Source organism: Pseudooceanicola sp. NS-SX8, assembly GCF_057380755.1.
The window spans coordinates 3,667,349-3,692,890 of record NZ_CM170819.1 but is presented as its reverse complement, the minus strand read 5'-3'; the positions used below and the strand labels follow the sequence as shown (position 1 = coordinate 3,692,890).

27 protein-coding genes and 1 tRNA gene are annotated in these 25,542 nt (G+C 64.3%); 14 read left to right on the top strand and 14 right to left on the bottom strand.

The window, feature by feature from the left end; genetic code table 11:
* Positions 1 to 32: 32 nt before the first annotated feature.
* A complete protein-coding gene (locus AC2IR1_RS16915; RefSeq protein ID WP_486473139.1) occupies positions 33 to 269 on the bottom strand; it encodes a hypothetical protein in 237 nt (78 codons plus the stop codon).
* A 73-nt stretch (positions 270 to 342) separates the two neighbouring features.
* On the bottom strand, positions 343 to 987 hold the full coding sequence (locus AC2IR1_RS16910; protein WP_486473138.1) for a pyrimidine 5'-nucleotidase: 645 nt from the start codon (positions 985 to 987) through the stop codon (positions 343 to 345).
* A 113-nt stretch (positions 988 to 1,100) separates the two neighbouring features.
* Between AC2IR1_RS16910 and AC2IR1_RS16905 the strand changes: the two genes are divergently transcribed.
* Positions 1,101 to 1,751 (top strand): GntR family transcriptional regulator, encoded by a 651-nt coding sequence (locus AC2IR1_RS16905; RefSeq protein WP_486473137.1) that lies wholly within the window; start codon positions 1,101 to 1,103, stop codon positions 1,749 to 1,751.
* Here AC2IR1_RS16905 and AC2IR1_RS16900 read toward each other — a convergent pair.
* Both AC2IR1_RS16900 and carA read right to left on the bottom strand, forming a co-directional pair.
* On the bottom strand, positions 1,748 to 3,700 hold the full coding sequence (locus AC2IR1_RS16900) for a glycosyltransferase family 2 protein (RefSeq protein ID WP_486473136.1): 1,953 nt from the start codon (positions 3,698 to 3,700) through the stop codon (positions 1,748 to 1,750). The genes AC2IR1_RS16905 and AC2IR1_RS16900 overlap by 4 nt on opposite strands.
* Positions 3,701 to 3,877: 177 nt before the next feature.
* Positions 3,878 to 5,035, bottom strand: coding sequence for a glutamine-hydrolyzing carbamoyl-phosphate synthase small subunit (carA, locus tag AC2IR1_RS16895; RefSeq protein ID WP_486473135.1), 1,158 nt, complete (start codon positions 5,033 to 5,035; stop codon positions 3,878 to 3,880).
* Between the two features lie 230 nt (positions 5,036 to 5,265).
* On the opposite strand from carA, the gene AC2IR1_RS16890 reads away from it, so the two are divergent.
* Positions 5,266 to 5,727, top strand: a complete 462-nt coding sequence (locus AC2IR1_RS16890) for a GatB/YqeY domain-containing protein (RefSeq protein ID WP_486473134.1) — start codon at positions 5,266 to 5,268, stop codon at positions 5,725 to 5,727.
* 80 nt (positions 5,728 to 5,807) lie between these two features.
* On the opposite strand, the gene AC2IR1_RS16885 is transcribed toward AC2IR1_RS16890, so the two are convergent.
* The 5 genes from AC2IR1_RS16885 to lipB form a co-directional block, all read right to left on the bottom strand.
* On the bottom strand, positions 5,808 to 6,236 hold the full coding sequence (locus AC2IR1_RS16885) for a DUF4174 domain-containing protein (RefSeq protein ID WP_486473133.1): 429 nt from the start codon (positions 6,234 to 6,236) through the stop codon (positions 5,808 to 5,810).
* A 67-nt stretch (positions 6,237 to 6,303) separates the two neighbouring features.
* Complete coding sequence (locus AC2IR1_RS16880; RefSeq protein ID WP_486473132.1) at positions 6,304 to 6,801, bottom strand: DUF2244 domain-containing protein; 498 nt, start codon at positions 6,799 to 6,801, stop codon at positions 6,304 to 6,306.
* 60 nt (positions 6,802 to 6,861) lie between these two features.
* Positions 6,862 to 8,532, bottom strand: a complete 1,671-nt coding sequence (ctaD, locus tag AC2IR1_RS16875; protein WP_486473131.1) for a cytochrome c oxidase subunit I — start codon at positions 8,530 to 8,532, stop codon at positions 6,862 to 6,864.
* Between the two features lie 254 nt (positions 8,533 to 8,786).
* Positions 8,787 to 9,206: a c-type cytochrome gene (locus tag AC2IR1_RS16870; RefSeq protein WP_486473130.1), complete on the bottom strand. Its 420-nt coding sequence runs from the start codon at positions 9,204 to 9,206 to the stop codon at positions 8,787 to 8,789.
* Positions 9,207 to 9,394: 188 nt separating this feature from the next.
* Positions 9,395 to 10,093 (bottom strand): lipoyl(octanoyl) transferase LipB, encoded by a 699-nt coding sequence (lipB, locus tag AC2IR1_RS16865; protein ID WP_486473129.1) that lies wholly within the window; start codon positions 10,091 to 10,093, stop codon positions 9,395 to 9,397.
* Between the two features lie 83 nt (positions 10,094 to 10,176).
* On the opposite strand from lipB, the gene AC2IR1_RS16860 reads away from it, so the two are divergent.
* From AC2IR1_RS16860 to AC2IR1_RS16835, 6 genes are all read left to right on the top strand, one after another.
* On the top strand, positions 10,177 to 11,787 hold the full coding sequence (locus tag AC2IR1_RS16860; protein WP_486473128.1) for a peptidoglycan-binding domain-containing protein: 1,611 nt from the start codon (positions 10,177 to 10,179) through the stop codon (positions 11,785 to 11,787).
* A 234-nt stretch (positions 11,788 to 12,021) separates the two neighbouring features.
* A tRNA-Leu gene (locus AC2IR1_RS16855) sits at positions 12,022 to 12,108 on the top strand.
* A gap of 173 nt (positions 12,109 to 12,281) precedes the next feature.
* Positions 12,282 to 13,400: a class II histone deacetylase gene (locus AC2IR1_RS16850; protein WP_486473127.1), complete on the top strand. Its 1,119-nt coding sequence runs from the start codon at positions 12,282 to 12,284 to the stop codon at positions 13,398 to 13,400.
* A gap of 93 nt (positions 13,401 to 13,493) precedes the next feature.
* Complete coding sequence (locus AC2IR1_RS16845; RefSeq protein WP_486473126.1) at positions 13,494 to 14,639, top strand: response regulator transcription factor; 1,146 nt, start codon at positions 13,494 to 13,496, stop codon at positions 14,637 to 14,639.
* Positions 14,640 to 14,880: 241 nt separating this feature from the next.
* Positions 14,881 to 16,071, top strand: coding sequence for an MFS transporter (locus AC2IR1_RS16840; RefSeq protein ID WP_486473125.1), 1,191 nt, complete (start codon positions 14,881 to 14,883; stop codon positions 16,069 to 16,071).
* Between the two features lie 77 nt (positions 16,072 to 16,148).
* Positions 16,149 to 17,042: an acyl-CoA thioesterase gene (locus tag AC2IR1_RS16835; protein ID WP_486473124.1), complete on the top strand. Its 894-nt coding sequence runs from the start codon at positions 16,149 to 16,151 to the stop codon at positions 17,040 to 17,042.
* A gap of 18 nt (positions 17,043 to 17,060) precedes the next feature.
* On the opposite strand, the gene AC2IR1_RS16830 is transcribed toward AC2IR1_RS16835, so the two are convergent.
* The gene (locus tag AC2IR1_RS16830; protein WP_486473123.1) at positions 17,061 to 17,759 is read right to left on the bottom strand and encodes a DUF1045 domain-containing protein; all 699 of its coding nucleotides are present in this window, start codon (positions 17,757 to 17,759) and stop codon (positions 17,061 to 17,063) included.
* A 222-nt stretch (positions 17,760 to 17,981) separates the two neighbouring features.
* Between AC2IR1_RS16830 and AC2IR1_RS16825 the strand changes: the two genes are divergently transcribed.
* From AC2IR1_RS16825 to AC2IR1_RS16800, 6 genes are all read left to right on the top strand, one after another.
* The gene (locus AC2IR1_RS16825; RefSeq protein ID WP_486473122.1) at positions 17,982 to 18,614 is read left to right on the top strand and encodes an ATP-dependent Clp protease proteolytic subunit; all 633 of its coding nucleotides are present in this window, start codon (positions 17,982 to 17,984) and stop codon (positions 18,612 to 18,614) included.
* A gap of 148 nt (positions 18,615 to 18,762) precedes the next feature.
* The gene (clpX, locus tag AC2IR1_RS16820) at positions 18,763 to 20,028 is read left to right on the top strand and encodes an ATP-dependent Clp protease ATP-binding subunit ClpX (protein ID WP_486473121.1); all 1,266 of its coding nucleotides are present in this window, start codon (positions 18,763 to 18,765) and stop codon (positions 20,026 to 20,028) included.
* Between the two features lie 164 nt (positions 20,029 to 20,192).
* Positions 20,193 to 20,555, top strand: coding sequence for a Rid family hydrolase (locus tag AC2IR1_RS16815; RefSeq protein WP_486473120.1), 363 nt, complete (start codon positions 20,193 to 20,195; stop codon positions 20,553 to 20,555).
* Positions 20,556 to 20,666: 111 nt separating this feature from the next.
* The gene (locus tag AC2IR1_RS16810; RefSeq protein WP_486473119.1) at positions 20,667 to 21,050 is read left to right on the top strand and encodes an NADH:ubiquinone oxidoreductase subunit NDUFA12; all 384 of its coding nucleotides are present in this window, start codon (positions 20,667 to 20,669) and stop codon (positions 21,048 to 21,050) included.
* Between the two features lie 113 nt (positions 21,051 to 21,163).
* On the top strand, positions 21,164 to 21,616 hold the full coding sequence (gene mlaD / locus AC2IR1_RS16805; protein WP_486473118.1) for an outer membrane lipid asymmetry maintenance protein MlaD: 453 nt from the start codon (positions 21,164 to 21,166) through the stop codon (positions 21,614 to 21,616).
* Positions 21,616 to 22,074, top strand: coding sequence for a DUF2155 domain-containing protein (locus tag AC2IR1_RS16800; RefSeq protein ID WP_486473117.1), 459 nt, complete (start codon positions 21,616 to 21,618; stop codon positions 22,072 to 22,074). Before mlaD ends, AC2IR1_RS16800 begins: the two co-directional genes overlap by 1 nt.
* Before the next feature lie 5 nt (positions 22,075 to 22,079).
* Here AC2IR1_RS16800 and aat read toward each other — a convergent pair whose 3' ends face one another.
* The 4 genes from aat to AC2IR1_RS16780 form a co-directional block, all read right to left on the bottom strand.
* Positions 22,080 to 22,739, bottom strand: a complete 660-nt coding sequence (aat, locus tag AC2IR1_RS16795) for a leucyl/phenylalanyl-tRNA--protein transferase (RefSeq protein WP_486473116.1) — start codon at positions 22,737 to 22,739, stop codon at positions 22,080 to 22,082.
* A gap of 82 nt (positions 22,740 to 22,821) precedes the next feature.
* Positions 22,822 to 24,171: an acetyl-CoA carboxylase biotin carboxylase subunit gene (gene accC / locus AC2IR1_RS16790; RefSeq protein WP_486473115.1), complete on the bottom strand. Its 1,350-nt coding sequence runs from the start codon at positions 24,169 to 24,171 to the stop codon at positions 22,822 to 22,824.
* Positions 24,172 to 24,178: 7 nt separating this feature from the next.
* Positions 24,179 to 24,676 (bottom strand): acetyl-CoA carboxylase biotin carboxyl carrier protein, encoded by a 498-nt coding sequence (gene accB / locus AC2IR1_RS16785; RefSeq protein ID WP_486473114.1) that lies wholly within the window; start codon positions 24,674 to 24,676, stop codon positions 24,179 to 24,181.
* 193 nt (positions 24,677 to 24,869) lie between these two features.
* Positions 24,870 to 25,475 carry a PRC-barrel domain-containing protein gene (locus AC2IR1_RS16780; protein WP_486473113.1) on the bottom strand — a complete coding sequence of 202 codons (606 nt, stop codon included), beginning with the start codon at positions 25,473 to 25,475 and terminating at the stop codon, positions 24,870 to 24,872.
* Positions 25,476 to 25,542 lie beyond the last annotated feature (67 nt).

Here is a 25,542-nt window from a genome sequence, read left to right as displayed (position 1 = left end):
TCCTTCGCCGAAATGCACCTGACCGGCGGGGATCACCCCCGGGAGATCAGGATCAGGATCGCGAACATCACCGGCACGCAGGCCAGGGCGGTCATGCTCAGGGCCACGAGGCCCCAGGTCTTGATCGCCAGCACCAGAAGGGTGAAGACGATGACCAGGGCGTAGCCGATGTTGCCGCGGAAATCCCGCTCAAGATCACGCAGGATCCAGCCGAGCAGGGGGATGAGATGGTAGGCGCGTCGGGGCGCCGGGGCGGTCGTGTCCGTCATGTGGTGTCCTCGCATTACCTCTGGGGCACAGATGGGGGCAAAACCCGCCTCAGGCAAAGCGACATGCGGTCGCTCACAGAAGTTTACCCAGGAATGCGCTCAGGTCGTCGGTGTGGAAGTGCACATGCTCTGCCTCGACGGGGGCGGGGGCGACATGGACACAGGCAAGGCCCATGGCATGCGGTTGCGCCAGGTTGCGGGGGTCATCCTCGAACATGGCACTTCTGGTCGGGTCCAGCCCGTCAGCCCCGAAGACCACGTCATAGGCGGCGCGATCCGGCTTGGGGTGAAAATCCGCGTTTTCAATGCCATAGATGGCGTCAAAGAGGCCGTCCAGGCCGCGCGCCTCCAGCACCTTCTCGGCGTAGGGGGCGGAGCCGTTGGTGAAGACGATCTTCCGGCCGGGCAAGGCGGCGATGTTGGCCGCCAGGGCCGGGTCGCGTTCCAGGTGGGTCATGTCGATGTCGTGGACATGGGTCAGGTAGGGGCCGGGGTCCACATCGTGCAGTCGCATGAGACCCGCAAGCGTGGTGCCGTGATCGCGCCAGTACTCGGAGCGCAGGTGATCGGCTTCCTCCGCCTCGACCTGAAGGGCCTCCATCACCCAGGCGGTCATGCGCTTTTCGATCTGGTCGAAAAGGCGCGCCTCCGGCGGATAGAGCGTGTTGTCGAGGTCGAAGACCCAGGTGGTGACGTGTTCGAAAGAGGCCTTTGGCATGGGCGCGAAGCTAGTCCTGTCGCGCCCCGAGTACAAGCGCCGCAGGGGGGTGCTCTTGCAACCCCGGCCTCGCATTGCCTAATGTGACCGGATCACGAAAGGAACTCGCAGACATGGCCAGCAAACCCCCGCAGGGCGACGCATATTCGCTGATCCTTGAGGCAATCGACGTGGGCGTCTACAGGCCCGGCGACCGCCTCGTGGAAAGCGAACTCGCTGAACGCTTCGGCGTGTCCCGGACCCCGATCCGCGAGGCATTGCAACGGCTTGAGACACAGAGCCTGCTGACCCGCGATGGCCGGTCCCTGATCGTGGCCTCGCTGGATCACAACCAGCTGGCGGAGCTTTACGTCGTGCGGGCGGAGCTGGAAGGTCTGGCCGCAGGGCTGGCCGCGCGCCATGCCACCGCGGAAGAGGTGCGCGTGCTGCAGGACATGGTCGCCCACGACAAGCAGCTGCTCGGGGATCCGGCGGCCCTGGCGCGGGCGAACAAGCGTTTCCACCACCAGATCCACCTTGCGTCGCACAACCGTTTCCTGGTGCAGCAGCTGGACCTGGTGCATCGGTCGATGGCGCTTCTGGCCACGACCTCCCTTGCGGCGGAAGGCCGGGGGGAGCTGGCGCTGGCGGAGCATGAGGCCATCGTTCGCGCAATCGCCGCGCGGGATGAGCAACTGGCCACGTCGGCCCTGCGCGAGCATATTTCCAAGGCCTTCGTCACCCGGCTGAAGCTGGACGCGGAGCGGAACGAGGATCGGGTCTAACCCGCCTCCGGCCGGCTCTGCTCTGTCGTATCTTCGGACAGGGAATGCCCGTGCTGGGTCTTGTCCCAGTAGAACGGGTTGACCACCAGTTCCCACAGGGCCTTGTAGATGGCGAGCACGCCGAGCGGATAATAGAGGTGCATCGTCGGCACCCAGGGCCAAAGGTGGCGATGATCGGCCCGGCGCGTCGCGATCAGGCCGAGCGCGATATTCTGCAGCTCCGCCAGGAAGAAAAGGACGGCGCAGGTGGTCAGAAGGCCACCGGGGACAAGATGCAGCAGCGGGTGCGGCAGTCCGATCAGCATGAGCCAGAAGCTCCAGAGCAGCGGGGCGAGGATGAACTGGGAGATCGCTGTCAGGAAATGGGCGTGGAACCCGAGGCTGCGCCATGGCCCCAGTTGCCGATGCAGGCGCCGGGGCTGACGCAGGTGAACCAGATAGGTGACCAGATACCCTTTCAGCCAGCGCGAACGTTGTTTGACCCAGGGCAGGGCGACGCAGTTCGCTTCTTCACGCGTGGTGGTGTCCAGAAGCTCAGTCCGGAAGCCATGCCGGGCGATCCGCATGCCCAGGTCCGCGTCTTCGGTCACGTTATGGGCGTCCCATCCGCCAAGAATTTCGAGCACGTTCCGGCGGATGAAGAGCGTGGTGCCCCCAAGTGGAATAGGAAAGCCGAGCGCGGCCATGCCGGGCAGGACGAGGCGGAACCAGGTGCAATATTCCACGGTAAAACAGCGCGATAGCCAGTTCTGGCGTGGATTGTAGTAATCCAGCGCCCCCTGCAGACAGGCAAGGCGCGGCGAGGCGGCATCAAAGCGGTGCGCGACCTTCATCAGTTGATCTGGGTCCGGCGCGTCCTCTGCATCGTAGATCCCGATGATCTCTCCCCGGCAGAAGTCGAGCGCATAGTTCATCGCGCGCGGCTTGGTCTGGGGGGCGCCGGAGGGCACGATCACCACGCGGAACCAGGCGGGCAGCGGTTGTTGCGTGACGGCATCCCTGGTGATCTCGTCCGTTTCTTCCAGGACCAGGACGATTTCCAGCTTGTCACGCGGATATTCCAGCTTTTCCAGCCGCTTGAGTAGTGTCGAGGCGATCCGGCGTTCGCGGAACAGCGGCACCAGGACCGAGATGGCAGGCAGGTCGGATGCTGGTGGGGGGCGTGCGCCAGTGCGAAGGCCGGCGCGCAGGCCTCTACGGGGGCGGGTCAGGAGGAACATCGTCGCGGCCGCGCCCTTCAGCACCATCGCGATGGCCAGGGTCACGACACCCCAGCCTGTTAGTACGGCGAGGGCCCAGGCTGGCTGCAACAGGATCAACGTGCAGAGGGCGGCAAGGATCAGCGCGGTCGCACGCAGCCGCCCCAGCGTGGCAGACCAGGTGCGGCAGCTTTCGGAAGCGGGAACACGGGCCGCCATTCTGCGTGTCAGCGCATCCCGGTTGGAAGCGGCAACCGCCATCTGGACCTCTTCCCTCGTGGCAACGACGGGGCGCAGGCCAAGCCGCATTTCCGTCCTCAGGCGATAGGCCAGCTTGCTGACGACTTCCATGTAATGTTCCGGCAGGGCCGTGGCGCAGATCAGCAGCCCGTCATGGTAGCGCCATGGGATGATCTGGTGGTGCAGGCAGAACTGCGGATCGACGAGCGCCTGAAGGGCAGGATCCGGCGGGGACTTGGAAAGGTCCACGCGCTCCAGCCCATAGGTCTGCGCCATGAGGTCCAGCATGTGGCCTTCGTCCAGGGCATCGCTGGCGCATTCCGCCCGCAAGCCGCTGACCGCGCAGGATCGCGGGGCATCCAGGGGCAGGAAGGCCGCCGACATCTCTGCGAAACCACCCGGCTTGCCGGGCAGGTGTTCCGCCTGGGCGTCCGGGCCAAACCCTTCAGAACCCGGTCCGCCGCGGGACATCGAGCTCTGCGCGATCAGATTTCGCAGGTTCGATGACATCTGTGCGGAACCCCTGAAAACAACGCCAATCTGTTTCGCAGCACAAAGTTAATGGGCTGTTAATTACCTTTCGGGGCGGAAAGAATTTGGGGGGAAGTGGCAAAAGCAAAGAGCCGCCACGGCGTTGTGCGCGTGGCGGCTCTGGTTTTGAGTGGGTCCTGAGAGGGCGTTGCCGGCTTAGGCGACCTTTTCCATCGAGGCGACGAAGCGCTCGAACAGGTAGAAGCTGTCCTGCGGGCCCGGGCTGGCCTCCGGGTGATACTGGACCGAGAAGACCGGGCGATCGGTCATGCGGATGCCGCAGTTCGAACCGTCGAAGAGGCTGACATGGGTCTCCTTCACGCCTTCCGGCAGGGACTGGCTGTCGACGGCAAAACCGTGGTTCATCGAGGTGATCTCGACCTTGCCGGTTTCGAGGTCCTTCACCGGGTGGTTCGCGCCGTGGTGGCCGTGGTTCATCTTCACCGTGGTCGCGCCAAGGGCCAGGGCCAGCATCTGGTGGCCGAGGCAGATGCCGAATACTGGCATGTCGGAGCGTTTCAGCACGTCCTGAATCATCGGCACGGCATAGGCGCCGGTGGCGGCGGGGTCGCCAGGGCCGTTCGACAGGAAAAGGCCGTCGGGATTATGCGCCAGCACTTCGTCCGCGGTGGCGGTGGCGGGCAGGACGGTGACGTCGCAGCCTGCGGAAGCCAGGCAGCGCAGGATGTTGCGCTTGGCGCCATAGTCGACGGCCACGACCTTGTGACGGGCGTTTTCCTGCTTGGGGAAGCCGTCGGGCCAGGCCCATCTCATCTCGTCCCAGCGGTAGGACTGGGCGCAGGTCACGTCCTTGGCCAGGTCGAGACCGACCAGGCCCTTGAAACCACGCGCGCGCGCGACCAGGGCTTCGACGTCGAAGTTGCCTTCGGGATCGTGGGCCAGGGCGGCATGGGGGGCGCCGCGGGCCCGGATGGCCCGGGTCAGGCGACGGGTGTCGATACCGCCGATGGCGATGCGGCCGCGGGCGGCCAGCCAGTCGCCCAGTTCGCCGGCGGAACGCCAGTTGGAAGGTTCGGTCGGATCCCACTTCACCACCATGCCGGCGGCGACGGGATCTGCGGTTTCGTCATCTTCGGGGTTCACGCCGACGTTGCCGACATGGGGGAAAGTGAAGGTGACGATCTGTCCGGCGTAGGAAGGATCGGTCATGATCTCCTGGTAGCCGGTCATGGCGGTGTTGAAGCACAATTCCGCTTCGGTCACGCCGGTCGCGCCGAAGCCGCGCCCGTAGAAGATCGTCCCATCGGCAAGCGCGAGGCAGGCGGTCGGTTTCGGTCCTTGGGAAAGGGGCATGGGTCGACTCTTCAGCTGGGGACAAATTGGCGCATAGCTAGGGGTGGCGGAGGGCAAGGTCAAGTGCCTGTACCGCTGCAAAGCGGGGCAGCGGGCAAGGTTTTCGCCATGATTTGCGGCGCGCCGGGGAGCACGGTGACGTGACGGATCGTGGCAAGCGGGAAACCTTGTCGCTGGCAGGCGGTTTCTATATGGTGGGCATCTGCAATCAACGCGAGGGTAGTAGCGAGATGCAATTGAGGGAACGGGTCAACACCGCCCTGAAACAGGCGATGAAGGACCGGGCCGGGGACAGGCTCTGTACCCTTCGACTGATCAACGCCGCGATCAAGGACCGGGACATCGCCCTGCGTGGCGAAGGCAGCGACGAGGGCGTGGGCGAGGACGAAGTTCTCGCGATCCTCGGCAAGATGGTCAAGCAGCGTCAGGAAAGTGCCCGCGTCTACGAAGAAGGCGGCCGCATCGACCTGGCACAGCAGGAGCTGGACGAGATCGGCGTGATCGAGGAATTCCTGCCGCGCCAGCTGTCGGATGACGAGGTGGACACCGCCGTGGACGAGGCCGTAAGTGCCACGGGCGCGAACTCCATCCGCGACATGGGCAAGATCATGGGTCATCTGAAATCCCGCTATACCGGGCAGATGGACTTCGGCTCCGTCGGGGCAAAGGTCAAGGCGCGCCTGGCGTCCTGATCGCCCATTCCGTTCGCGCAATTCAAAGGGCCCCCTGTCTTGCCGGCAGGGGGCCCTTTGCATGTACTGGCTGTCTTGGCTTACTGGCTGACCTCGCGCTGCCGCATCGGCATGCGGTCGATGGTGGAGAACAGCGTTTCCACGGTCATCGGGCTGTCGCTTTCAAGCTTCACGCCGCCGTCCTTGCCAACAAGGAAAACCATGAAGCCCTCGGCCCCGAGTTCGCGTCGCAGGCGGCCTGCCGCGGCCGGATCGGTGTCGGTCAGCACGACGATGTCGCGATCCTCCAGCCCGGTTGCGGCATCTTCGAAGAGCGCGCGTTGCCGCAGCAGGGCCGGGTCGCTGTCGGAGGGGGCAAAGACAAGTACCGGGCGTTTCTGCCAGCGCATGTCGGACAGATCGGCGCGATCCGCCGAAAGCGGCTCAAACGGCATCGCGCCTTCGCTGGCCAGGGCCGGCGCGGCGGCAAGCAGGGGAAGCAGGAGGGAAGTGATCAGTCGGCGAGGCATGTCTGTCTCCTTTGGCTAGAGTCAGGGGAGGTACGAGCCGGGGCCGTGACCGGATCACTCGGGCGGATCACTCGGGCTCGGGCGCGGATGCGGCCCGGGCCTCGTTCAGGGCATCCTGAAGATCGGGGAAAAGCAGAAGCCGTTCCTCTTCCGACAGGAAGGCGCCGATCTCCACCTCTCGGCCATTGCCGGAGAGGGTGATGTAGTTGGGCACCGGGCCGCCGGTGACATGGCAGGAAACGCGGGCCCAGTAGGGGTTGCAGCTCCAGTCGCGGTGCAGGCCCCGGGGGCCGAGCCGGAGCAGGTGGCATTCCTCGGGCGTGATGCGAAGCCGTTCGGTGATGGCCCCGTCCGCGTAGGAGCGCCGCAGCCCCCACCACAAGCCCCAGAGCGCAAGCATGGCGAAGGCCAGGAGGCCCCAAAGGGCGGAGGTTCCCAGGAAGGCCGATATGGGAATGGTGACCAGCAGGAAGAACAGGCCGATCACGACCGCAAAGCCCTTCGGGGGCAGGGAGCGGTGCGGCGACAGCACCAGCTCCGTCTCTGATGTCCAGCGGTAGGGCATATGGGCTCCACGAAGAAGGGGCGCCGGTCGGGCGCCCCTTCGATCTCTTGCGCCAGCGGCTCAGTGCGCGTGGCCCTTGTCCCAGTCCTCCTGCTTCGGCAGCTGCTCGAACGTGTGTTCGGGCGGCGGCGAGGGCAGGGTCCATTCCAGGGTGTCGGCGTATTCGTTCCAGTAGTTCGCCTTGGTCACCTTTGCCCCGCGGAAGAGCGAGTAGAAGACGATGCCGAAGAAGAACAGGAACGACGCGAAGGAGATGAAGGCCCCGATCGAGGACCAGAAGTTCCACAGGGCGAAACCTTCGGGGTAATCGATGTAGCGGCGCGGCATCCCCTGACGGCCCAGGAAGTGCTGCGGGAAGAAGGTCAGGTTGGCCCCGATGAACATCATCCAGAAGTGCAGCTTCCCGGCCCATTCCGGGTACTGCCGCCCGGTCATCTTCCCGAAGTAAAAGTAGATCCCCGCGAAGATGGCAAAGACGGCGCCGAGTGACATCACGTAGTGGAAGTGCGCGACCACGTAGTAGGTATCGTGGAAGGCCCGGTCGACGGGCGCCTGCGACAAGACGAGGCCGGTCACGCCGCCCACGGTGAACAGGAACAGGAAGCCGAAGGCCCAGAGCATCGGTGTCTTGAACTCCACCGAGCCCTGCCACATCGTCGCGATCCAGCTGAAGACCTTCACGCCCGTGGGCACCGCGATGACCATCGTGGCCAGCATGAAGTAGCTTTGCTGGGTCAGGCTGAGGCCCACGGTGTACATGTGGTGCGCCCAGACGACGAAGCCCAGAACGCCGATCATGATGATCGCCAGGACCATCGGCAGATAGCCGAAGATGGGCTTGCGCGCGAAGGTCGAAATCACGTGGCTGATGATGCCGAAGCCGGGCAGCACGATGATGTAGACCTCGGGGTGACCGAAGAACCACAGGATGTGCTGGTAAAGCACCGGATCCCCGCCGCCTGACGGCTGGAAGAACGTGGTGCCGAAGTTGCGGTCGGTCAGCAGCATGGTGATGGCGCCTGCAAGGACGGGCAGGGACAGCAGGATCAGCCATGCGGTGACGAAAACCGACCAGGCAAACAGCGGCACCTTGAACAGGGTCATGCCCGGCGTGCGCATGTTCAGGAAGGTGGTGATTATGTTGATCGCCCCCAGGATCGACGAGGCGCCGGACACGTGGACCGCGAAGATCGCCAGGTCCATCGAGTATCCGCCTTCGTTCGTCGACAACGGCGGGTAGAGCACCCATCCCACGCCGGACCCCAGCTGGTCATTGCCGCCTGGCGCCAGAAGCGAGGCAACGCCAAGGCAGACGCCCGCGACATACATCCAGAAGCTGAGGTTGTTCAGCCGCGGGAAGGCCATGTCGGGCGCGCCGATCTGCAGTGGCATGAAGTAATTGCCGAAACCGCCGAACAGGGCCGGGATGACGACGAAGAACATCATCAGCACCCCATGATAGGTGATCATCACGTTCCAGAGGTGGCCGTTGGGCGTGCATTCCGCGGACGACGGGAAGAACCGTGCCCCCTCCAGGCACATGAACTGCACGCCGGGATGCATCAGCTCCATCCGCATGTAGACGGTGAAAAGCACCGAAATCAGACCAGTCACCGCAGCGACGACTAGGTACAGGATCCCGATGTCCTTGTGGTTGGTGGACATGAACCAGCGTGTGAAGAACCCTCGGGTATCCTCATGCCCGTGGTCCTGTAGTGCTGCGTCGGCCATATCTTGCCTCCTCATAGACTGGTCGGAAGCCACGCGGTACAGGACACGTGGCGCGCATATGTCCTGTTTTTATAAGCCGCCCGGGGTTCCGACAATGCCCGTGTTTGATTTGGATCAAGATTTTGTGTCGCACCCTTGATCGCGGGAGGTCCGTCCCGCCCCGGGTGACGCGTGGCGCCGGTACGAAAAGGCCCGCCATTGGCGGGCCTCGTCAGGTCATGAAACGCTCTGCTGAAGCGCTTTGGCAGGGCGGGTCACTCGGCCGCGTCGGAGAAGGTCGCCAGGTAGGCGGCGACATCTGCCTGATCCGATTTCATCTTGAAGGTCATCTTGGACCGCGCGCTGCCGTCCAGCATGTCCTTCAGGAAGGCGTTCGGGTCGGTCATGTAGGTCTGGATGTTGTCGACATCCCAGACCAGGCCGGCTTCACCGGCCGCCACGATCGAGTCGCCATAGCGGAAGCCTTCGAAGGTGCCCGCCGTACGGCCGATCACGCCGTAGAGGTTCGGGCCGGTCTTGCCGCCCTTCACGAAGACCTCATCGGCAGAGGCGATGGAGTGGCAGGCCTTGCACTTCCTGAACTCCTTTTCTCCCACTGCCGGGTCGCCGGCATCGGCGAGGGCTGGGGTGGCCAGGGCAAGAATAGTTGCTGCCGAGGTTAGAAACCGGGTCATTTGCTGTCCTCCGAACCGGGGTTGCTGCGTTCCCTTCCACCTCCATAGGGCAAGCGGCGGCCCAGCCACAGGGGAAAACCCTCTGACGGATTGTCGCAGAACGGTTTTTCCGCGGTCTGACATTCGGGTGACATGAAAACCTGCAGTCCGGCAAAACCTGCAGTCGCACCCCGCCCGCCGTGGCAGGATCAGCCCCGAGGTGGGAAGGCTGCGTCGAAACTGGCCATCAGGGCGCTGTCGAGGTCTTCCATGGTCACGGGCAGACCAAGGTCGACCAGGCTGGTGACGCCGAAGTCGCTGATCCCGCAGGGGACGATTCCCGAGAAGTGTTCCAGATCGGGTTCGACGTTGATGGAAATGCCGTGGAAGCTGACCCATTTCCTGACGCGGATGCCGATCGCGGCGATCTTGTCTTCCCTCGTTCGGCCGTCCGCGAGCAATGGTTTGTCGGGACGGGACACCCAGACGCCGACGCGGCCGTCGCGGATCTCTCCGCTGATGCCGAAATCCTGGAGGGTCGCGATGACCCACCCCTCTAGTGCGGCGACGAACTGTCGGATGTCCCGCCCGCGCCGGTTGAGGTCGAGCAGGACGTAGACCACGCGCTGTCCAGGGCCATGGTAGGTATACTGACCGCCACGGCGGGCGTCGTAGACCGGGAAGCGCTCCGGATCGACGAGATCCTCCCGCCGCGCAGACGTGCCGGCGGTGTAGAGCGGCGGGTGTTCCAGCAGCCAGATCGCTTCGGGTGCGCGCCCCTCGGCAATCGCGGCAACGCGTTCCTCCATCCAGGCGAGGGCATCTTCGTAGTCGACTAGCCCCGGGGAAATGATCCACTCGGGCGACTCGATCGAGTTTTCGGAAGAAACGGGGGCTGGACCGGACAAAAGCACTTCTCCGTTACGTGCTGGCAGGGTTAGCATGGAATCATTTGTTGAAGTCCATTTACGATCATCGGGGAGATTGATCCATGTACTCGAAGGCTCTGCGCAGCACAGTTGCGGCGGCATTACTCGTATCCGCGCCCGTTTCCACCATGGCGAACGATCTTGGCGCGGCCATTGTCGGCGGCATTATCGGCGGCGCGATCATGAATGGTGCGGCAAAGCCCAAGCCCCGTTACACCGGTCCCAGCTCCTCCACCCGCGCCTACAATCGGGAGACCCAGACAGCGTTGAACTACTTCGGGTTCAACGCGGGCACGCCGGATGGGGTGATGGGGTCGCGGTCGCGTACGGCCATCATGCAGTATCAGGCCTATATGCAGTATCCGGCCACGGGGAACCTGCTGCAGTATGAGCGTGACTACCTTGTCGGGACCTACAATCGCGCCGTGATCGGTGGTCCGGATGTCACCCGTGCGCTGAACAGGTCCAATGATGGCATGCGCGGGCTGCTGATCGCCTTCCGCGACGGTGGCGGTGGTTCGGGCCACGGCGGCATGGGCTATGCAGGCCTGCCGATCGAAGTTTCGGACGCGGTCGACGAAATCGCGGAAAGCGCGGAACCCTCTGCCGAACAGCTGCTGCAGCGGGCCGGGTTCATCCAGACGACCGACCTCAACGGCGACGGCCAGAACGACTACATCCTCGATACCTCGGTCACGGGATCGACCTTCTGGTGTGGCGCATCTCAGTGCACGACCATGCTCTTCGTGTCGTCTTATGACGGTTACCAGCGGCGGCAGTTCCAGTACCTCCTCAACCCGCAGCGCAGCAACACGGTGCAGGTCAGCTACTTTGCCTGCGATCACACCGGTTGTCGCATGAACGACCCGTTGGCTGCCCCCGCAGCTGCCGCAGCACCCGCACCTGCGGCACCGCAGCCGGCCGCGCCGCAATATGCGGCGGCCCCGGCACCTTCGGCCCTGCCCAGCTTCAACCTGCCGGTCCCACAGCCCGCGGCACCGTCCCTGGCGAGCTATTGCGAAAAGGTCAGCCTGCTGACCAGTTCCAACGGGGGATACGTGACGCTGGCGACGATGACCGATCCCCAGGTCGCCCTGGGGGAGCAGTTCTGTTTTGCCCGGACCTATTCGAAGGCGGAAGGGGAGCAGCTGATGCAGCGCGTTCCCGGTCTGACCCCGGCGGTCGCTGCGCAGCAATGCGCAGGTTTCGAACCCGTTCTGGCGCCCTATATCCAGAGCCTTGGAACCACGCCCGCGGCACAGGTCATGGCCAATGTCGCGCAGTACGTGGCCGTTTCCGGGATGACGGCGGATCAGCTCGCCTCTACCGCCAAGATCTGCATGTTCTCGGGCTATCATGACGACAACATGCCGGTGGCGCTTGGATCTGCGCTCCTGATGGCGGGGCTGGGGCAGAAACCCTATGCAGAACTGGTCGCCCATCACCTTAAGGAAGGGTTCGGGGTTACCGCGAATCCGATGGCGGCGAGCGAATGGTACCGCGTCGCGATCGAGGCACGAGAGGCCGGCGCACCGCCGGTCTTCGGAAGCGCCATGGCAAACCGCGTGGAGCTGTTGCGCGCGGCGGCTCTCGGTGCCCCCAACCCGGCGCAAAGCCTCGGGGGGGCGACCTCTGTCCCGACTGCTTTGCCGAGCTTCACGATTTCGGAGTAGGTGCCTGAGCGCACCAACGCCGGCCAGGGCCGCCTACAGGGGCGGCCCTGACCGTTATGGCGCAGCACGTCGGGCTTTGGGGCGGCATGGATCGGCCGCCATGAATTTTGTCGCCTTTTCCAAGGGTTGATGGGGTGCCGCCCGCGGGCGCGAGAAAATTGGTCGGGTAGGATGATTTTGCTCTTCACATCATCCGCGCGCCTCGTTATACGCCCGCTACCTACCTGATCACGTGCGGTCGTGGCGGAATTGGTAGACGCGCAGCGTTGAGGTCGCTGTGGGGTAACACCCGTGGAAGTTCGAGTCTTCTCGACCGCACCAGATTTCCGAACATCAATGTCGTCTGATGCTCGTCCCCTTGCGGGGAGCGAGCTTTCTCGCGTTCGGCGATCACCGCCGATCTCCCCCCGTTCATTTGAACGGCTCGCGCGCGCGGGTTTTGACGCGCATGCTTCCCGACATGGTTTTGGCCTGGCCGAAAGGGAGCAAGCAGCATGTCCGGAACAGCCTTCTTCACGGATGAAAGAACCTTCTGGCACAGCGGAGGGATGCAATCGCTGTTCCTGCCGGTCGGAGACTGGGTGCAACCCCCGAGTGGCGCAGGGCATGCGGAGTCGCCTGATTCCAAGCGGCGCCTGCTGTCACTGGTCCAGGTCTCCGGGCTGGCAGCGAAGCTTGATTTTCGCAGCGCCGAACCTGCGACCGAAGAAGAACTGCAACTGGTGCATCCCCAGAGCTATCTGACGAAATTCAAGGAGATGAGCGATGGGGGCGGCGGAGAGATCGGTGAATCCGCACCCTTCGGCAAGGGCAGTTACGAGATTGCCAAACTGTCTGCCGGGCTGACCCGCAACGCGATGGAAGCCGTGCTGACGGGGCAGGCGGACAATGCCTTTTCGCTCTCCCGTCCGCCGGGCCACCACTGCCTTCCCGATTTTCCCATGGGGTTCTGTCTGCTGGCGAATATCCCGGTTGCCATCCGGGCGATGCGGGAAAAGCACGGGCTGGGGCGTGTGGCCGTGGTGGATTGGGACGTGCATCACGGCAACGGGACGCAGACGATCTTCTACGAGGATCCGGACACGCTGACGATCTCGCTTCACCAGGAATTCTGCTACCCGATCGGCTACAGCGGGGCCGAAGATCGCGGGGCAGGGCCCGGGCTCGGCGCGAACATCAACATCCCGATGCAGCCCGGCGGGGGGGAGGATGGCTATTTCCACGCCTTCGACAGGATCGTCATTCCCGCATTGCGCGCTTTCAAGCCGGACCTCATCGTTGTGGCTTCGGGTCTTGATGCCAATGTCGTGGACCCTTTGGCGCGGATGCAGCTCTACAGTGAAAGCTACCGGGAACTGACCCGGCGCCTGATGGAAGAGGCGGCGGCGCTCTGCGATGGCCGGCTGCTGGTCGTTCACGAAGGCGGCTATTCCGAGACTTACGTTCCCTTCTGCGGGCTCGCGGTCCTTGAAACCCTGTCCGGGCACCGGACCGAGGTGGTCGATCCCATGGTGGAGTGGTCCCGGGCCTGGCAACCGGAGCCCCGTTTCCGGGCGTTCCAGCGCGGTCTTATCGATGAACTTGCCGAAAGCTTCGGCATGCCGGCGTCCTGAGCGTGGCGCCTCTGCGGATCGGGCGCTGCGGACTTGCCGAACTTGGTCATCGGGCGCCTAGTGAGGGCTGGACGTCTTGGCGGAGGGCGCGATATGAGGCAGCGGACGGAACAGCCGCATGACCTGCAGGAGGGCCTGATTGCCCGCCTCCATCCCCGGGGGTGGCGGATAGACGAGGTGCCGGACCCGATTCTGCTCAGCCCGGGAAGTTGGTCGCTTCCTCCATCGCGCCGGGCCGATTTTCCGGGGCTGTGCCCTGCCGGGCGGTCCGATGCAGGCGATCTGGGGGCGCTGCTTCTCGATCTCTACGATCTGGCGGGGCAGACGGAGATCGGACAGTTCGAGCTGGCGGCGCTGACCCGGCTGCAGGCCTATGTGTCTTTCGACAGCGCCTGGATCGGCGGCGCTCTGGTGGCATCAGACGGGCCGATCACGCACAACAGCTTTCTCTATCGTCAGCCGCTTTCCTTCTTCACGCAGTGGAAAGACGTCCGGCATTGCGATCCCCTGTCGGACCCGGGGTGTCATGAACATGGGCGCGCGATGGTGACATCGGCCAGTGACCCCGCGATTGCTGCCGAATTTCGTGCCTGGGCCGCGCGATTCGGCCTGGCCTCCCTGCTGCGGATCAGTGCCTGCGACCGGCAGTTCGGGCTGACCACCTTTCTGTCCATCTACCGTGAGGATCCCGACCGGCCCTTCACCTCGCGGGAGGCGCGGCGGATGGAACTGGCGATACCGCATCTGACTGCTGCGCAGGAATTGAACCGGTCGCGCCAGATCCGGCAGGGGGGGCATCCTGTCAGCGGGCGCGCGATTTGCGATGCCTACGGCTACGTGCACCAGGCCGACGAGGGCTTCGAGGCGGTCGTTCCCGGCGGCACCGCCGTAGACGGACAGGTCCTGCCAACGATCTTTCGGCAAGGTCTGGACGCGGACGGGCCGCACGAGATCGACCTTCCCGGGCACAGGGTGCGCTGCGCGCCGTTGTCCGGGCTCTGGTTGCTGGAGGCCCGTCGAAAGTCCCCGCTGGAGAGCCTCAGCCCGAGGGAACGTGGCGTGGCAGCGCTCTATGGGGCGGGCCTGTCCTACAAGGACGTCGCACGGCGCATGGATCTGTCCCCGACCACCGTGCGCCACTACCTGCGTGAGGCCTATCGAAAGCTTGGCGTCCGCGACAAGGCGGAACTCGCCGGTCTGCTGTCCCAGGGGGCGGCGGGGACTATGCTTCTGCGATGAGCGTTGTGGCCTGTCCGGACGGGGCGGGCGGCAAATGCATGCCGGAAATGCGGATTTGGCAGATGCGGGGACTTGCGTGCGGCGGTGCAGCAAGGGAAAAGGGAGCGATCCCATGGCCGCAAAGCCTAGTGGAAACCATCCGAAATCACCGCTGGCCCCGCGCCGCCGACCGGACTACCGACCCTGACAGGCCGACCGGGAGGCGACGTACTGGTCCGCGCCCGCTGCGGGAGACCCTGCAATGATCCAACAGGAATACTCGGCTCATCCGAAGCTGGTGACGTTAGCGCTCGCACTGGGTGGCTTCGCCATCGGTGTCGCGGAATTCGCCACCATGTCCATCCTGCCCTATTTCTCGGAAGAGTTCGGCGTGTCGGAGGCCATGGCCGGCCGGGCCATTTCCGCATATGCGATCGGCGTCTGCGTCGGTGCGCCGCTGATCGCTCTCGGGGCTGCCCGGGCCTCTCGTCGTGCGCTGCTGGTGCTGCTGATGACGATCTACGCCATCGGCAACGGCCTGACGGCAATCGCGCCCAACTGGGACCTGTTCGTCGCATCCCGGTTCATCGCCGGTCTGCCTCATGGTGCCTTCTTCGGCGTCGCGGGCCTCATGGCCGCGTCTCTCGTGCCGCCGGAAAGGCGGGCCAGGGCCGTCGCCTCCGTTCTGACAGGTTTGACGGTGGCCAATGTCGTGGGCGTGCCCTTCGCGAACCTCTTCGGCTCGCAACTCGGCTGGCGGTGGACCTTTGCCTTTGTCGTGCCGCTTGCCGCCGCCTGTGCCTTCTTCGTGCAGATCCTTGCGCCCCGGATCGCTGCGACGGCGGATGCAAGCCCGATGCGCGAACTGGCGACGCTGCGCAGCCGCCAGATCTGGCTCACCCTTGCGGTGGGTGCGATCGGTACCGGTGGGATGTTCTGCATCTACACCTACCTGGCGTCTGTCGTCATAGAATACGCGGGTGAGCCGGAGACGGTCGTGCCCCTGCTGCTGATGATCTTCGGGATCGGGATGACCTGCGGGCAATTCATTTTCGGCTGGCTTGCCGACAAGTCCCAGATGGGCGCGGCCGCGACGGCCTTGTCCATTGCCGTGGCCATGATGATCCTGTTCTGGGCCGTGGCCGGAAATGTCTGGCTGATCGCGCCCGTTCTCCTGGTGCTCGGGGCGACCGGTGCGCTGAGCTCTGTCTTGCAGGCGCGCCTGATGACCCTTGCGGGCGATGCGCCGACCCTGCCTGCGGCACTCAACCACTCGGCCTTCAATCTTGCCAACGCCATTGGCCCCTGGCTGGGCGGCATGGCGCTGGCCGCCGGGGCGGGCTGGCCCTCGGTTGGACTGGTGGGCGCAGGGCTGGCATTCGCGGGGCTGGTCGTCCTGGCGGTGACCGCTTTTGACGCGCAGCCGCGCCGGACGAGCATGGCTGCGGGCTGACCTCGGCCTTGCATTCTGCCGGTCTTTGGGGATGGTTCGGGATCGAACCATCCCCTTTTCGTTTCCGGACCGTCGCCATGACCACTTCGCCCGAAATTCCCGCAACGCCGTCCGACATCCTGACGCCGATCCTCGATGTCGAACGGATCGAAGAGGATTTCTACCGAGGGATCGCGACCCCTGGTGGGCGCGGGCGCAGTTTCGGCGGGCAGGTGATTGCCCAGGCCCTGATGGCGGCCAACCGCACGGTCGAGCCTGATCGGGCCAACCACTCACTGCACGCTTACTTCCTGCGGCCCGGCAGGGCGGTGGAGCCGGTGCTCTACCAGGTGGAGCGGGACATGGACGGGCGCAGCTTTTCCAACCGACGCGTGGTGGCGATCCAGAACGGCAAGCCGATCCTGAACCTCGCCGCGTCTTTCCAGGTGCCCGCGCAGGGTCTGGACCTGCAGGAGGCGTTTCCGGACGGTGTGCCGGATCCGGAAGACCTGCCGAACGAGTTGCAGATCGCGGAGGCTAATCCCGGAGCCGTGTCGGAAGAGGTCCTGGCGTACCTGCGCCTGAACCGGCCGATCGAGGTCCGTCCCGTCGGCCTGACGCCTCCCTTCGACATGACGCCGCGCCCCGAAACGCAATATCGCTGGGTCCGCAGTTGCTATCCGCTGGGGGATGATCCCGTCCTGCATCGCGCAGCGCTTGCCTATACCTCCGACCTCGGGCCGATCCACTGTGCGCTGACGGCGCATGGGCGCACCTGGCTGGAGGAAGGGGCGCGGGTTGCCTCTCTCGACCATGCGCTCTGGATCCATGGCGATTTCCGCATGGATGACTGGCTTTTGTACAAGCTTGTCAGCCCATGGACCGGCAGCGCCCGCGGACTTGCCTTCGGGCAGATCTACACACGGGATCGCCGGCTGGTCGCCTCGGTCGCGCAGGAAGGGATGATGCGGTTCCCGGACGCGGGCACCTGAGCCGGCGCCCGCTGCAACTCAGCCGCCCAGGGGCAGGCGGCGTACGAGGTGGAACCGACCGTCGGCATCTTCGCCACAAAGACCAAGGGAGTTGATCACGAAGGGCGCAGGCAGGATCGGCGTGACCAGCGGCTTCAGCGCGTCCTCGATCCGGGGGGCGTCAATCGCGGACAGCTTGCCCGAAAGCGTCAGGTGGAAGCGGAATTCCTCCATCACGTAGGGGTAGCCCCATTGCTGCAGCAGAGCATCCTGACGCGGGCTCAGCCCGGCCTTTCGGCGCCGGTCCAGTTCACTTTGCGGTGCGGGCGCGCGGAAGGCATCGAGCCCCTGAACGCATTCCGAGGCGAGGGCGGTCAGCGCCGCCAGCTGAGACTTGTCGGCTGCGGGCGTCAGGGCCAGGAAGCTGCCGATGCGGGTCAGCTTGAGGCCGTCCAGCGTGACAGGTTCCAGACGTGAGGCCAGAAGCTCCGCTGCGCGTTCCAGGCCCCGGGCATCGTGATCGGCGGCCAGTCGGAAGGGTGGCTTGATCGTGCCGTGGAAGCCGTACTTGCGTGGTGTCGCGGTGATTTCCGACAGGGGGCGGGGCAGATCCGGCAGTTCCGGATGCGGCCTTTCCGTGCCGGCCTGGACGTCCCATCCCAGCCAGTGCGCCCCGAAATCGGCCAGCGGGCCGGGCTCGGGAATGTAGTAAATGGCGTATCGGCTGAATTCCGTCATAAGGTCCTCCGCGGTCGTGCCGCTCCTCTTACAGCAAGGCGGATGACGAGGGAATGACGATGGCTGCGGATGCCGCGCCGCTGACTTGGCACGTTAAGGCTGACGGCGCAATTTCGGCGGGTGCTCTTGCAGCCGATCCGGACGATCACTAAGACTCTGTTAGGGTTCGATCACTAGGGATCGAAAAGACCACAGAAGTGAGCATCAGGGCAGGGCGCGAAGATGAAAGATCCGGTTGAATTTTACATGAACAACCTCGTGCCGATGGTGGTCGAACAGACCAGCCGCGGCGAACGGGCATACGACATCTTCTCGCGCCTGCTGAAGGAACGGATCATCTTCCTGTCCGGGCCGGTGCATGACGGGATGTCCTCCCTCATCGTGGCGCAGCTGCTGCACCTTGAGGCGGAGAACCCGTCCAAGGAAATCTCCATGTACATCAACAGCCCGGGCGGCGTCGTGACCTCCGGCCTGTCGATCTACGACACGATGCAATACATCAAGCCGAAGGTTTCCACCCTGGTGGTGGGGCAGGCGGCCTCCATGGGCTCGCTGCTGCTGGCCGGTGGCGAAGCTGGCATGCGCTTTGCTCTGCCCAACTCCGAGGTGATGGTGCACCAGCCCTCCGGTGGCTACCAGGGCCAGGCGACGGATATCCTGATCCATGCCCGCCACACCGAGAAGCTGAAGGAACGCCTGAACCGGATCTACGTGAAGCACACCGGTCAGAGCTACGAGAACGTCGTCGACGCGCTGGAGCGCGACAATTTCATGAGCGCGCAGGAGGCCAAGGACTGGGGCCTGATCGACGAGATCGTCGAGAGCCGCGCTGGCAAGGATGAGACTGCCGAGTAAATCGGCCTCGGCCCCGATCCGTGATCGGGACGGGGCCTGCGTTCAACTTGAGTGTTGTCGCCCCGCGGGTGCTGGCCTAGGCTGGTACAACATGAGGGGGCAAGACTGGTGAACGCATCAGGGCCCGGACGGGCGAAAGGTAAATAACATGGCCACGAATTCCGGCGGAGACAGCAAGAATACGCTCTACTGCAGCTTCTGCGGCAAGAGCCAACACGAAGTGCGCAAGCTGATCGCAGGCCCGACCGTGTTCATCTGTGATGAGTGTGTCGAGCTCTGCATGGACATCATCCGCGAAGAGACGAAGTCCACCGGGCTGAAATCTTCCGAAGGTGTGCCCACTCCGAAAGAGATCTGCGGCGTTCTGGACGACTACGTGATCGGCCAGGCAACGGCCAAGCGCGTGCTGTCCGTCGCCGTGCACAACCACTACAAGCGCCTGAACCATTCGGCCAAGGGCGGCGATATCGAACTGGCGAAGTCCAACATCCTGCTGATCGGTCCGACCGGCTGCGGCAAGACCCTGCTGGCTCAGACGCTGGCCCGGATCCTCGATGTGCCCTTCACCATGGCCGATGCGACCACGCTGACCGAAGCTGGTTACGTGGGCGAGGACGTGGAAAACATCATCCTCAAGCTGCTTCAGGCATCTGAATACAACGTCGAGAAGGCGCAGCGCGGCATCGTCTACATTGACGAGGTCGACAAGATCACCCGCAAGTCCGAGAACCCCTCGATCACCCGCGACGTGTCGGGCGAGGGCGTGCAGCAGGCCCTGCTGAAGCTGATGGAAGGCACCGTCGCCTCCGTTCCGCCGCAGGGCGGCCGGAAGCATCCGCAGCAGGAATTCCTGCAGGTGGACACGACGAACATCCTGTTCATCTGCGGTGGCGCCTTCGCCGGTCTTGACCGGATCATCGCGGCACGCGGCAAGGGCTCTGCCATGGGCTTCGGCGCCGATGTGCGTGACAATGACGAACGCGGCGTGGGCGAGATCTTCCAGGATCTTGAGCCGGAAGACCTGCTGAAGTTCGGCCTGATCCCGGAATTCGTCGGTCGTCTGCCGGTTCTGGCGACGCTGGAAGACCTCGACAATGATGCGCTGGTCACCATCCTGACGGAGCCGAAGAACGCCCTGGTCAAGCAGTACCAGCGCCTGTTCGAGCTTGAAGACGTGCAGCTGACCTTCACCGACGACGCGCTGACCGCCATCGCCAAGCGCGCGATCGAGCGGAAGACCGGCGCCCGTGGTCTGCGCTCCATCCTGGAAGACATCCTGCTCGACACGATGTTCGATCTGCCGGGCATGGACAACGTCACCGAGGTGGTCGTGAACGAAGAGGCGGTGTCCTCTGACGCAGCGCCCCTGATGATCTATGCGGAAGCCAGCAAGGAAGAAGCCAACGCGAGTTGAACTTCCCTGATCCGAAGTCGAGCGGCCGGCCCTTTTGGGCCGGCCGTTTGCATTTTGGCGCAGCCGGCAGACCCGGATCCGCATCGCTGCGCGCGTTGAAACGTTGCGCGGTCCCGGTTTGCGGCGCAGAGATACGATGACCCAACTTGGCGACGGAGTATCAGATGACGATCAGGCGTATTTCATCCGGCGGTCCCTACGAGGCGAAGGTCGGCTATTGCCGGGCCACCGTGGGGGGCGGATTTGTCCATGTCTCCGGAACCGTGGGGGAGGGCGCCACCGTCGAAGAGCAATGTCGTTCCGCACTGGTGGTTATCGGCAAGGCCCTGGAAGAGGCCGGCGCAGGCTTCGCGGATGTGATGCGCGTGCACTACTACCTGCCGGACGCCTCCGAATTCGAGGCCTGCATGCCGATCCTCGCGGAAACCTTCGGCGCCAATCCCCCGGCCGCGACCATGCTGGAATGCGGGCTGATCGACCGGAAATTCCGGATCGAGATCGAAGTGACGGCCTTGCTGCCGGGCTAGATCAGGGGTGCGGACAATTCTAGGCGAGGCGCCGCGCCTCTGGCGCTCGGCGGACTGGACCTTTTGCCTGAACCACGGCATACACATGGATGACTCAGACCGGAGGCTTTGATGAGCATTCTGAACTCGCTTCTGCGCGCCGCCACCTGGTGGAACGGTTCCACGCTGAACTTCCAGATCTATACCCGACGCAAGGGGCAGAAGGTGGGCGAGGACGACCAGGGCAATGCTTTCTATCAAACGGCTGACGGCAAGCGCCGCTGGGTGATCTTCAACGGCGAAGCCGAGGCAAGCCGTATCGATCCGAACTGGCATGGCTGGCTGCATCACACCTACGATGAAACGCCGGACAAGAAGCCGCTGCAGCACAAGCCGTGGGAAAAGCCCCATCATGAAAACCTGACCGGCACCGCACAGGCCTATGCACCCGCTGGGTCCATTCGCCGGGCCGAAGCCGCCCCGCGCCAGGACTACGAGGCCTGGAGCCCCGAGTGATCGGCCACACGCCGAACGCGTCAGGACACCCCGGCGCCTGAGCCGGGGCGATACGGGCCCTGCGCGGCCTGCCCGGGCTGTCGCGGGCTCCAGAATGGAAAGGCCCGCCTAGAATGACGGAAAACAGGACAGAGATTGCCGCCGGTTTCCTGGTGCTGCTGGTTGCAGCCGGTTTCCTGGCCTATGGCGCACGTATCGTCGATTTCGGTGGCACTGGTGGCGGCAGCTACGACCTTAGCGCCTCGTTCCGCTCTGCCGAAGGGATCAGCGTCGGTACGGATGTGCGCCTTGCCGGGGTTCGCGTCGGCACCGTGACGAATGTCGCGCTGGACCCTGCAACCTTTCGGGCCAAGGCGGAGTTTACCCTGAAGCAGGGGATCGAAATCCCCGACGACAGCCAGGTGGCGATTTCGTCCGAAGGGCTTCTGGGCGGCAACTTCGTCGAGATCCTTCCGGGCGGGTCCGCCTTCAACTACGATGCGGGAGACGAGATCCTGGATACCCAAGGGGCTGTAAGCCTGATCTCTCTGCTGCTGAAGTTCGTCTCGGGCGACGGGGAGCAATAATGCGCCTTACCACTTTGAATACCCTGGCCGCGGTCCTGATCGCGACCACCACCTCGGCCGTTGCGCAGGAGAACGTCGCCTCTGGTGCGGGCGCGCTGCTGCGTGGCCTCGACAAGATCAATGCAGAAACCCAGGATCTGGATCTGCCGATCGGTGCGACTGGCCAGGTCGGCTCCCTCACGGTGACGCTGGAAGATTGCCGGTACCCGATCGACAACCCGTCTGGCGATGCCTACGCCTTCCTGACGATCCGCGACACGCGGGCCGACGGCGATGCGGGGCCGATTTTCTCTGGCTGGATGATCGCCTCTTCTCCGGCGCTGAATGCGCTGGACCATTTCCGCTACGATATCTGGGTGTTGCGCTGCGACCTGCCCGAGGGTGTAGCGCCGACCACGGAAGCCCCGGCAGAGCCGCAGGCGGATGTACCGCTGGACCCGGATCGGCCGGTCGACTGATCCGTTCAGCCCGTCTTCTGACGGGCGTCGTGACGGGCAAGCAAACCCTCTACGTCCTGCGGGCCGGGCGCCATGAAATCGGCGCCCTGACGCAGCGCTGATGCCAGGCGAGAATGGTAGTCCGCCCGGGTGATCTCTACCGCGCCGAGCGATGCCAGGTGGGTGGTGATGAACTGCGTATCGAAAAGACTGAAACCTGCCAGGTTCAGCCGGTCGATGAGCCAGGCGAGCGCAATTTTCGAGGCATCGTCCCGTCGCGAGAACATGCTTTCGCCGAAGTAGGCCGCCCCCAGGCTGACGCCGTAGACGCCGCCTATCAGCTCTCCGTCGAGGGAGAGCACCTCCAGCGAGTGGGCGTTGCCCCGATCATGAAGCTCAAGATACAGCGCCGCGATTTCGTCGTTGATCCATGTCTCGGGCCGGTCGGCGCAGCCTTCGAGCACGCCGATGAAATCCTCGTTGACGCTGACACGGTAGTCCATCCGCCGCAGCGTGCGTCGCAGAGACCGGGAGATGTGAAAGTGATCCAGGGGGAAGATGCCGCGTCGGCGTGGATCGACCCAGAATAGTTCTGGATCATCGCGGCTTTCTGCCATGGGAAAAATACCGGACATGTAGGCCTGCAAGAGCAGTTCTGCCGATATGCCTTCCTCCGCATCTTTCATGCACCGAGGCTCCGGTAGGGCAGAAGGGGGGGCGGGGCCACCTGGGCGGCCCCGCGCAAAGCCTGAATGGCCTTATGGGAGATCACGAATGGAAGGTGCGCTCCAGCCATGCTTCCAGCCAGTGAATGTTGTAGTCGCCGGTGAGGATCTCTTCCTCCCCCAGCAGCATCTCGAACAGTGGAACGGTGTTCTCGACCCCGTCGACGATCAACTCCCCCAGGGCGCGATCAAGGCGTGCCAGGGCTTCGCGCCGGTCACGGCCATGTACGATCAGCTTGCCGATGAGGCTGTCGTAATAGGGCGGGATCTTGTAGCCGTCATAGAGAGCGCTATCCATCCGCACGCCCAGCCCGCCGGGGGCGTGGTAGGCGGTGATGGTGCCGGGACGCGGTGCAAAGCCGGGAACCGTCTCTGCGTTGATCCGCACTTCGATGGCATGCCCGTTGATCTGCAGATCGTCCTGGGAGAAGGACAGTGGCAGGCCTTCGGCCACGCGGATCTGTTCCCGCACGAGATCGACGCCGAAGATCGCTTCGGTCACCGGGTGTTCCACCTGCAGGCGCGTGTTCATCTCGATGAAGTAGAATTCGCCCTTTTCGTAGAGGAATTCGATGGTGCCGGCGCCGGCATAGTTGATGGCCGCGACGGCGTCCGCGCAAACCTTGCCGATTCGGGCACGCTCTTCTTCGGTGATGCAGGGGCCCGGGGCCTCTTCCAGCACCTTCTGGTGACGCCGCTGGAGAGAGCAGTCACGCTCGCCCAGGTGCACGGCGTTGCCCTTGCCGTCGCCGAAGACCTGGATCTCGATGTGGCGAGGCGTGGTCAGGTATTTCTCGATGTAGACTTCATCGTTGCCGAAGGCGGCCTTTGCTTCCGACCGGGCGGTCTGGAAGGCGCGCTCCATCTCTGCTGCGGTGTGGGCGACCTGCATGCCGCGCCCGCCGCCGCCGGCGGTGGCCTTGATGATGACGGGGTAGCCCATCTCATCGCCCAGCTTCTTCGCCGCGTCGAGGGTCGGCACGCCACCATCGGAGCCGGGAACGCAGGGCACGCCCAGCTTCTTCATGGTGTCCTTGGCGGTGATCTTGTCGCCCATCACCCGGATGTGCTCTGCCCGGGGGCCGATGAAGGTGATGCCGTGGTCTTCGACGATCTGAACGAAGCCTGCGTTTTCCGACAGGAAGCCGTAGCCCGGGTGGATCGCCTGGGCGCCGGTCACTTCGCAGGCCGCGATGATGGCCGGGATCGACAGGTAGCTGTCGGTGGAAGAGGGCGGGCCGATGCAGACGCTTTCGTCGGCCATGCGCACGTGCATCGCGTCGGCGTCGGCGGTCGAGTGCACGGCGACGGACTTGATGCCCATCTCCTGCGCCGCGCGGATCACGCGAAGGGCGATTTCACCCCGGTTCGCGATGAGAATCTTGTCGAACATCTGTGCCTCACTCGATGATCATGAGCGGGGCACCGTATTCGACGGCGGCCTTGTCCTCGACCAGGATGCGCTTGACGGTGCCGGAGCGCGGCGCGGGGATGTGGTTCATGGTCTTCATCGCCTCGACGATGAGGAGCGTGTCGCCTTCGGACACCTGGTCGCCGACCTTCACGAAGGACGGTGCACCGGGTTCGGGCTGCATGTAGATGGTGCCGACCATGGGGGAGGTCACGGCGCCCGGATGATCTGCGGGATCTTCGGAAGCGGCGGGGGCCGCGGCAGGCGCGGCTGCGGCCGGGGCGGCCACGGGGGCTGCCGGCGCGGCAGGGGCCGCGTAGGTCACGGGCGCAGGCGCCACTTCCACTTTACGGCTCACGCGGACGTTCAGCTGGTCATCCTGGCTGTACTCGCGCTTCACTTCCAGTTCGGTGAGGTCATTCTCACGCAGCAGTTCTGCCAGCGCCTTGATGAAGGCCACGTCTGCATCATGCGTCTTTTCGGTCATTGCACCCTCGGTCGGATCTGCCGGCCCCGGTCCTCCGGAAGCCCATATTGCACTCTCTATAGAGAAAGGGAGGGGGAGAGGAAAGCCGTGGAAATCACCCTGTGCTAACGCTAGCGGTCACGGCTACGTCAAAAGCCGCCCCGGAAGGGGCGGCTTCGATCGCATGCCCGGGCATGCGGATTTGGTAAACCTGTCAGGAGGCACCCAGCATGACCGGTTCGTCGGCGCCGACTTCTTCGGCGGCCTCGGGGTCAAACTCGGCCATGGCTTCCAGCTGTGCCTTGGTGTAGCCGTCGGCGTTCAGCATGTCCTCGTCGGCAGAGGCGGTCGACAGATCGGCCAGCGGCAGGGCGACGTCATGTTCGCCAAGGCCCAGGAAGCCACCGATGCCGACAACGGCCATCTCTTCACCGTTCACCAGCACCACGCTGTCGACTTCGCCGATGACTTCGCCGTCGTCAGCGGCAACGTCATAGCCCACCAGCGCGCCTGCGGTCATGGTGGAAGGGGTCATGCCGTCCACCGTGTCCTCGACGTTTTCGGCCACGTCGGAGGCGGTGTCGGAGACGAACTCGCCGGTGCTTTCAGCAGCGTCTGCGACCTCGTCTGTCAGGTTCTGACCGTCGTTGTCCAGGTCGATACCTGCATCCACGTCGGCATTCGCCGTTGCTTCGCTGTTGCCGTCGGTGATGACGACCTGGCTGTCTGCTTCGGTGTCGGCGGTCTGCGCCAGAACGGGGGTGGCGGTGGCAAGTGCGATGGCTGCAACGCCGGTCATGAGGGTCTTGATATTGGTCATGTCGGATCTCCTTTTCCGTCATTCCGTTTCCTGCCGACACAACCGGGTGCCCCTGCCGGGGGTTCCT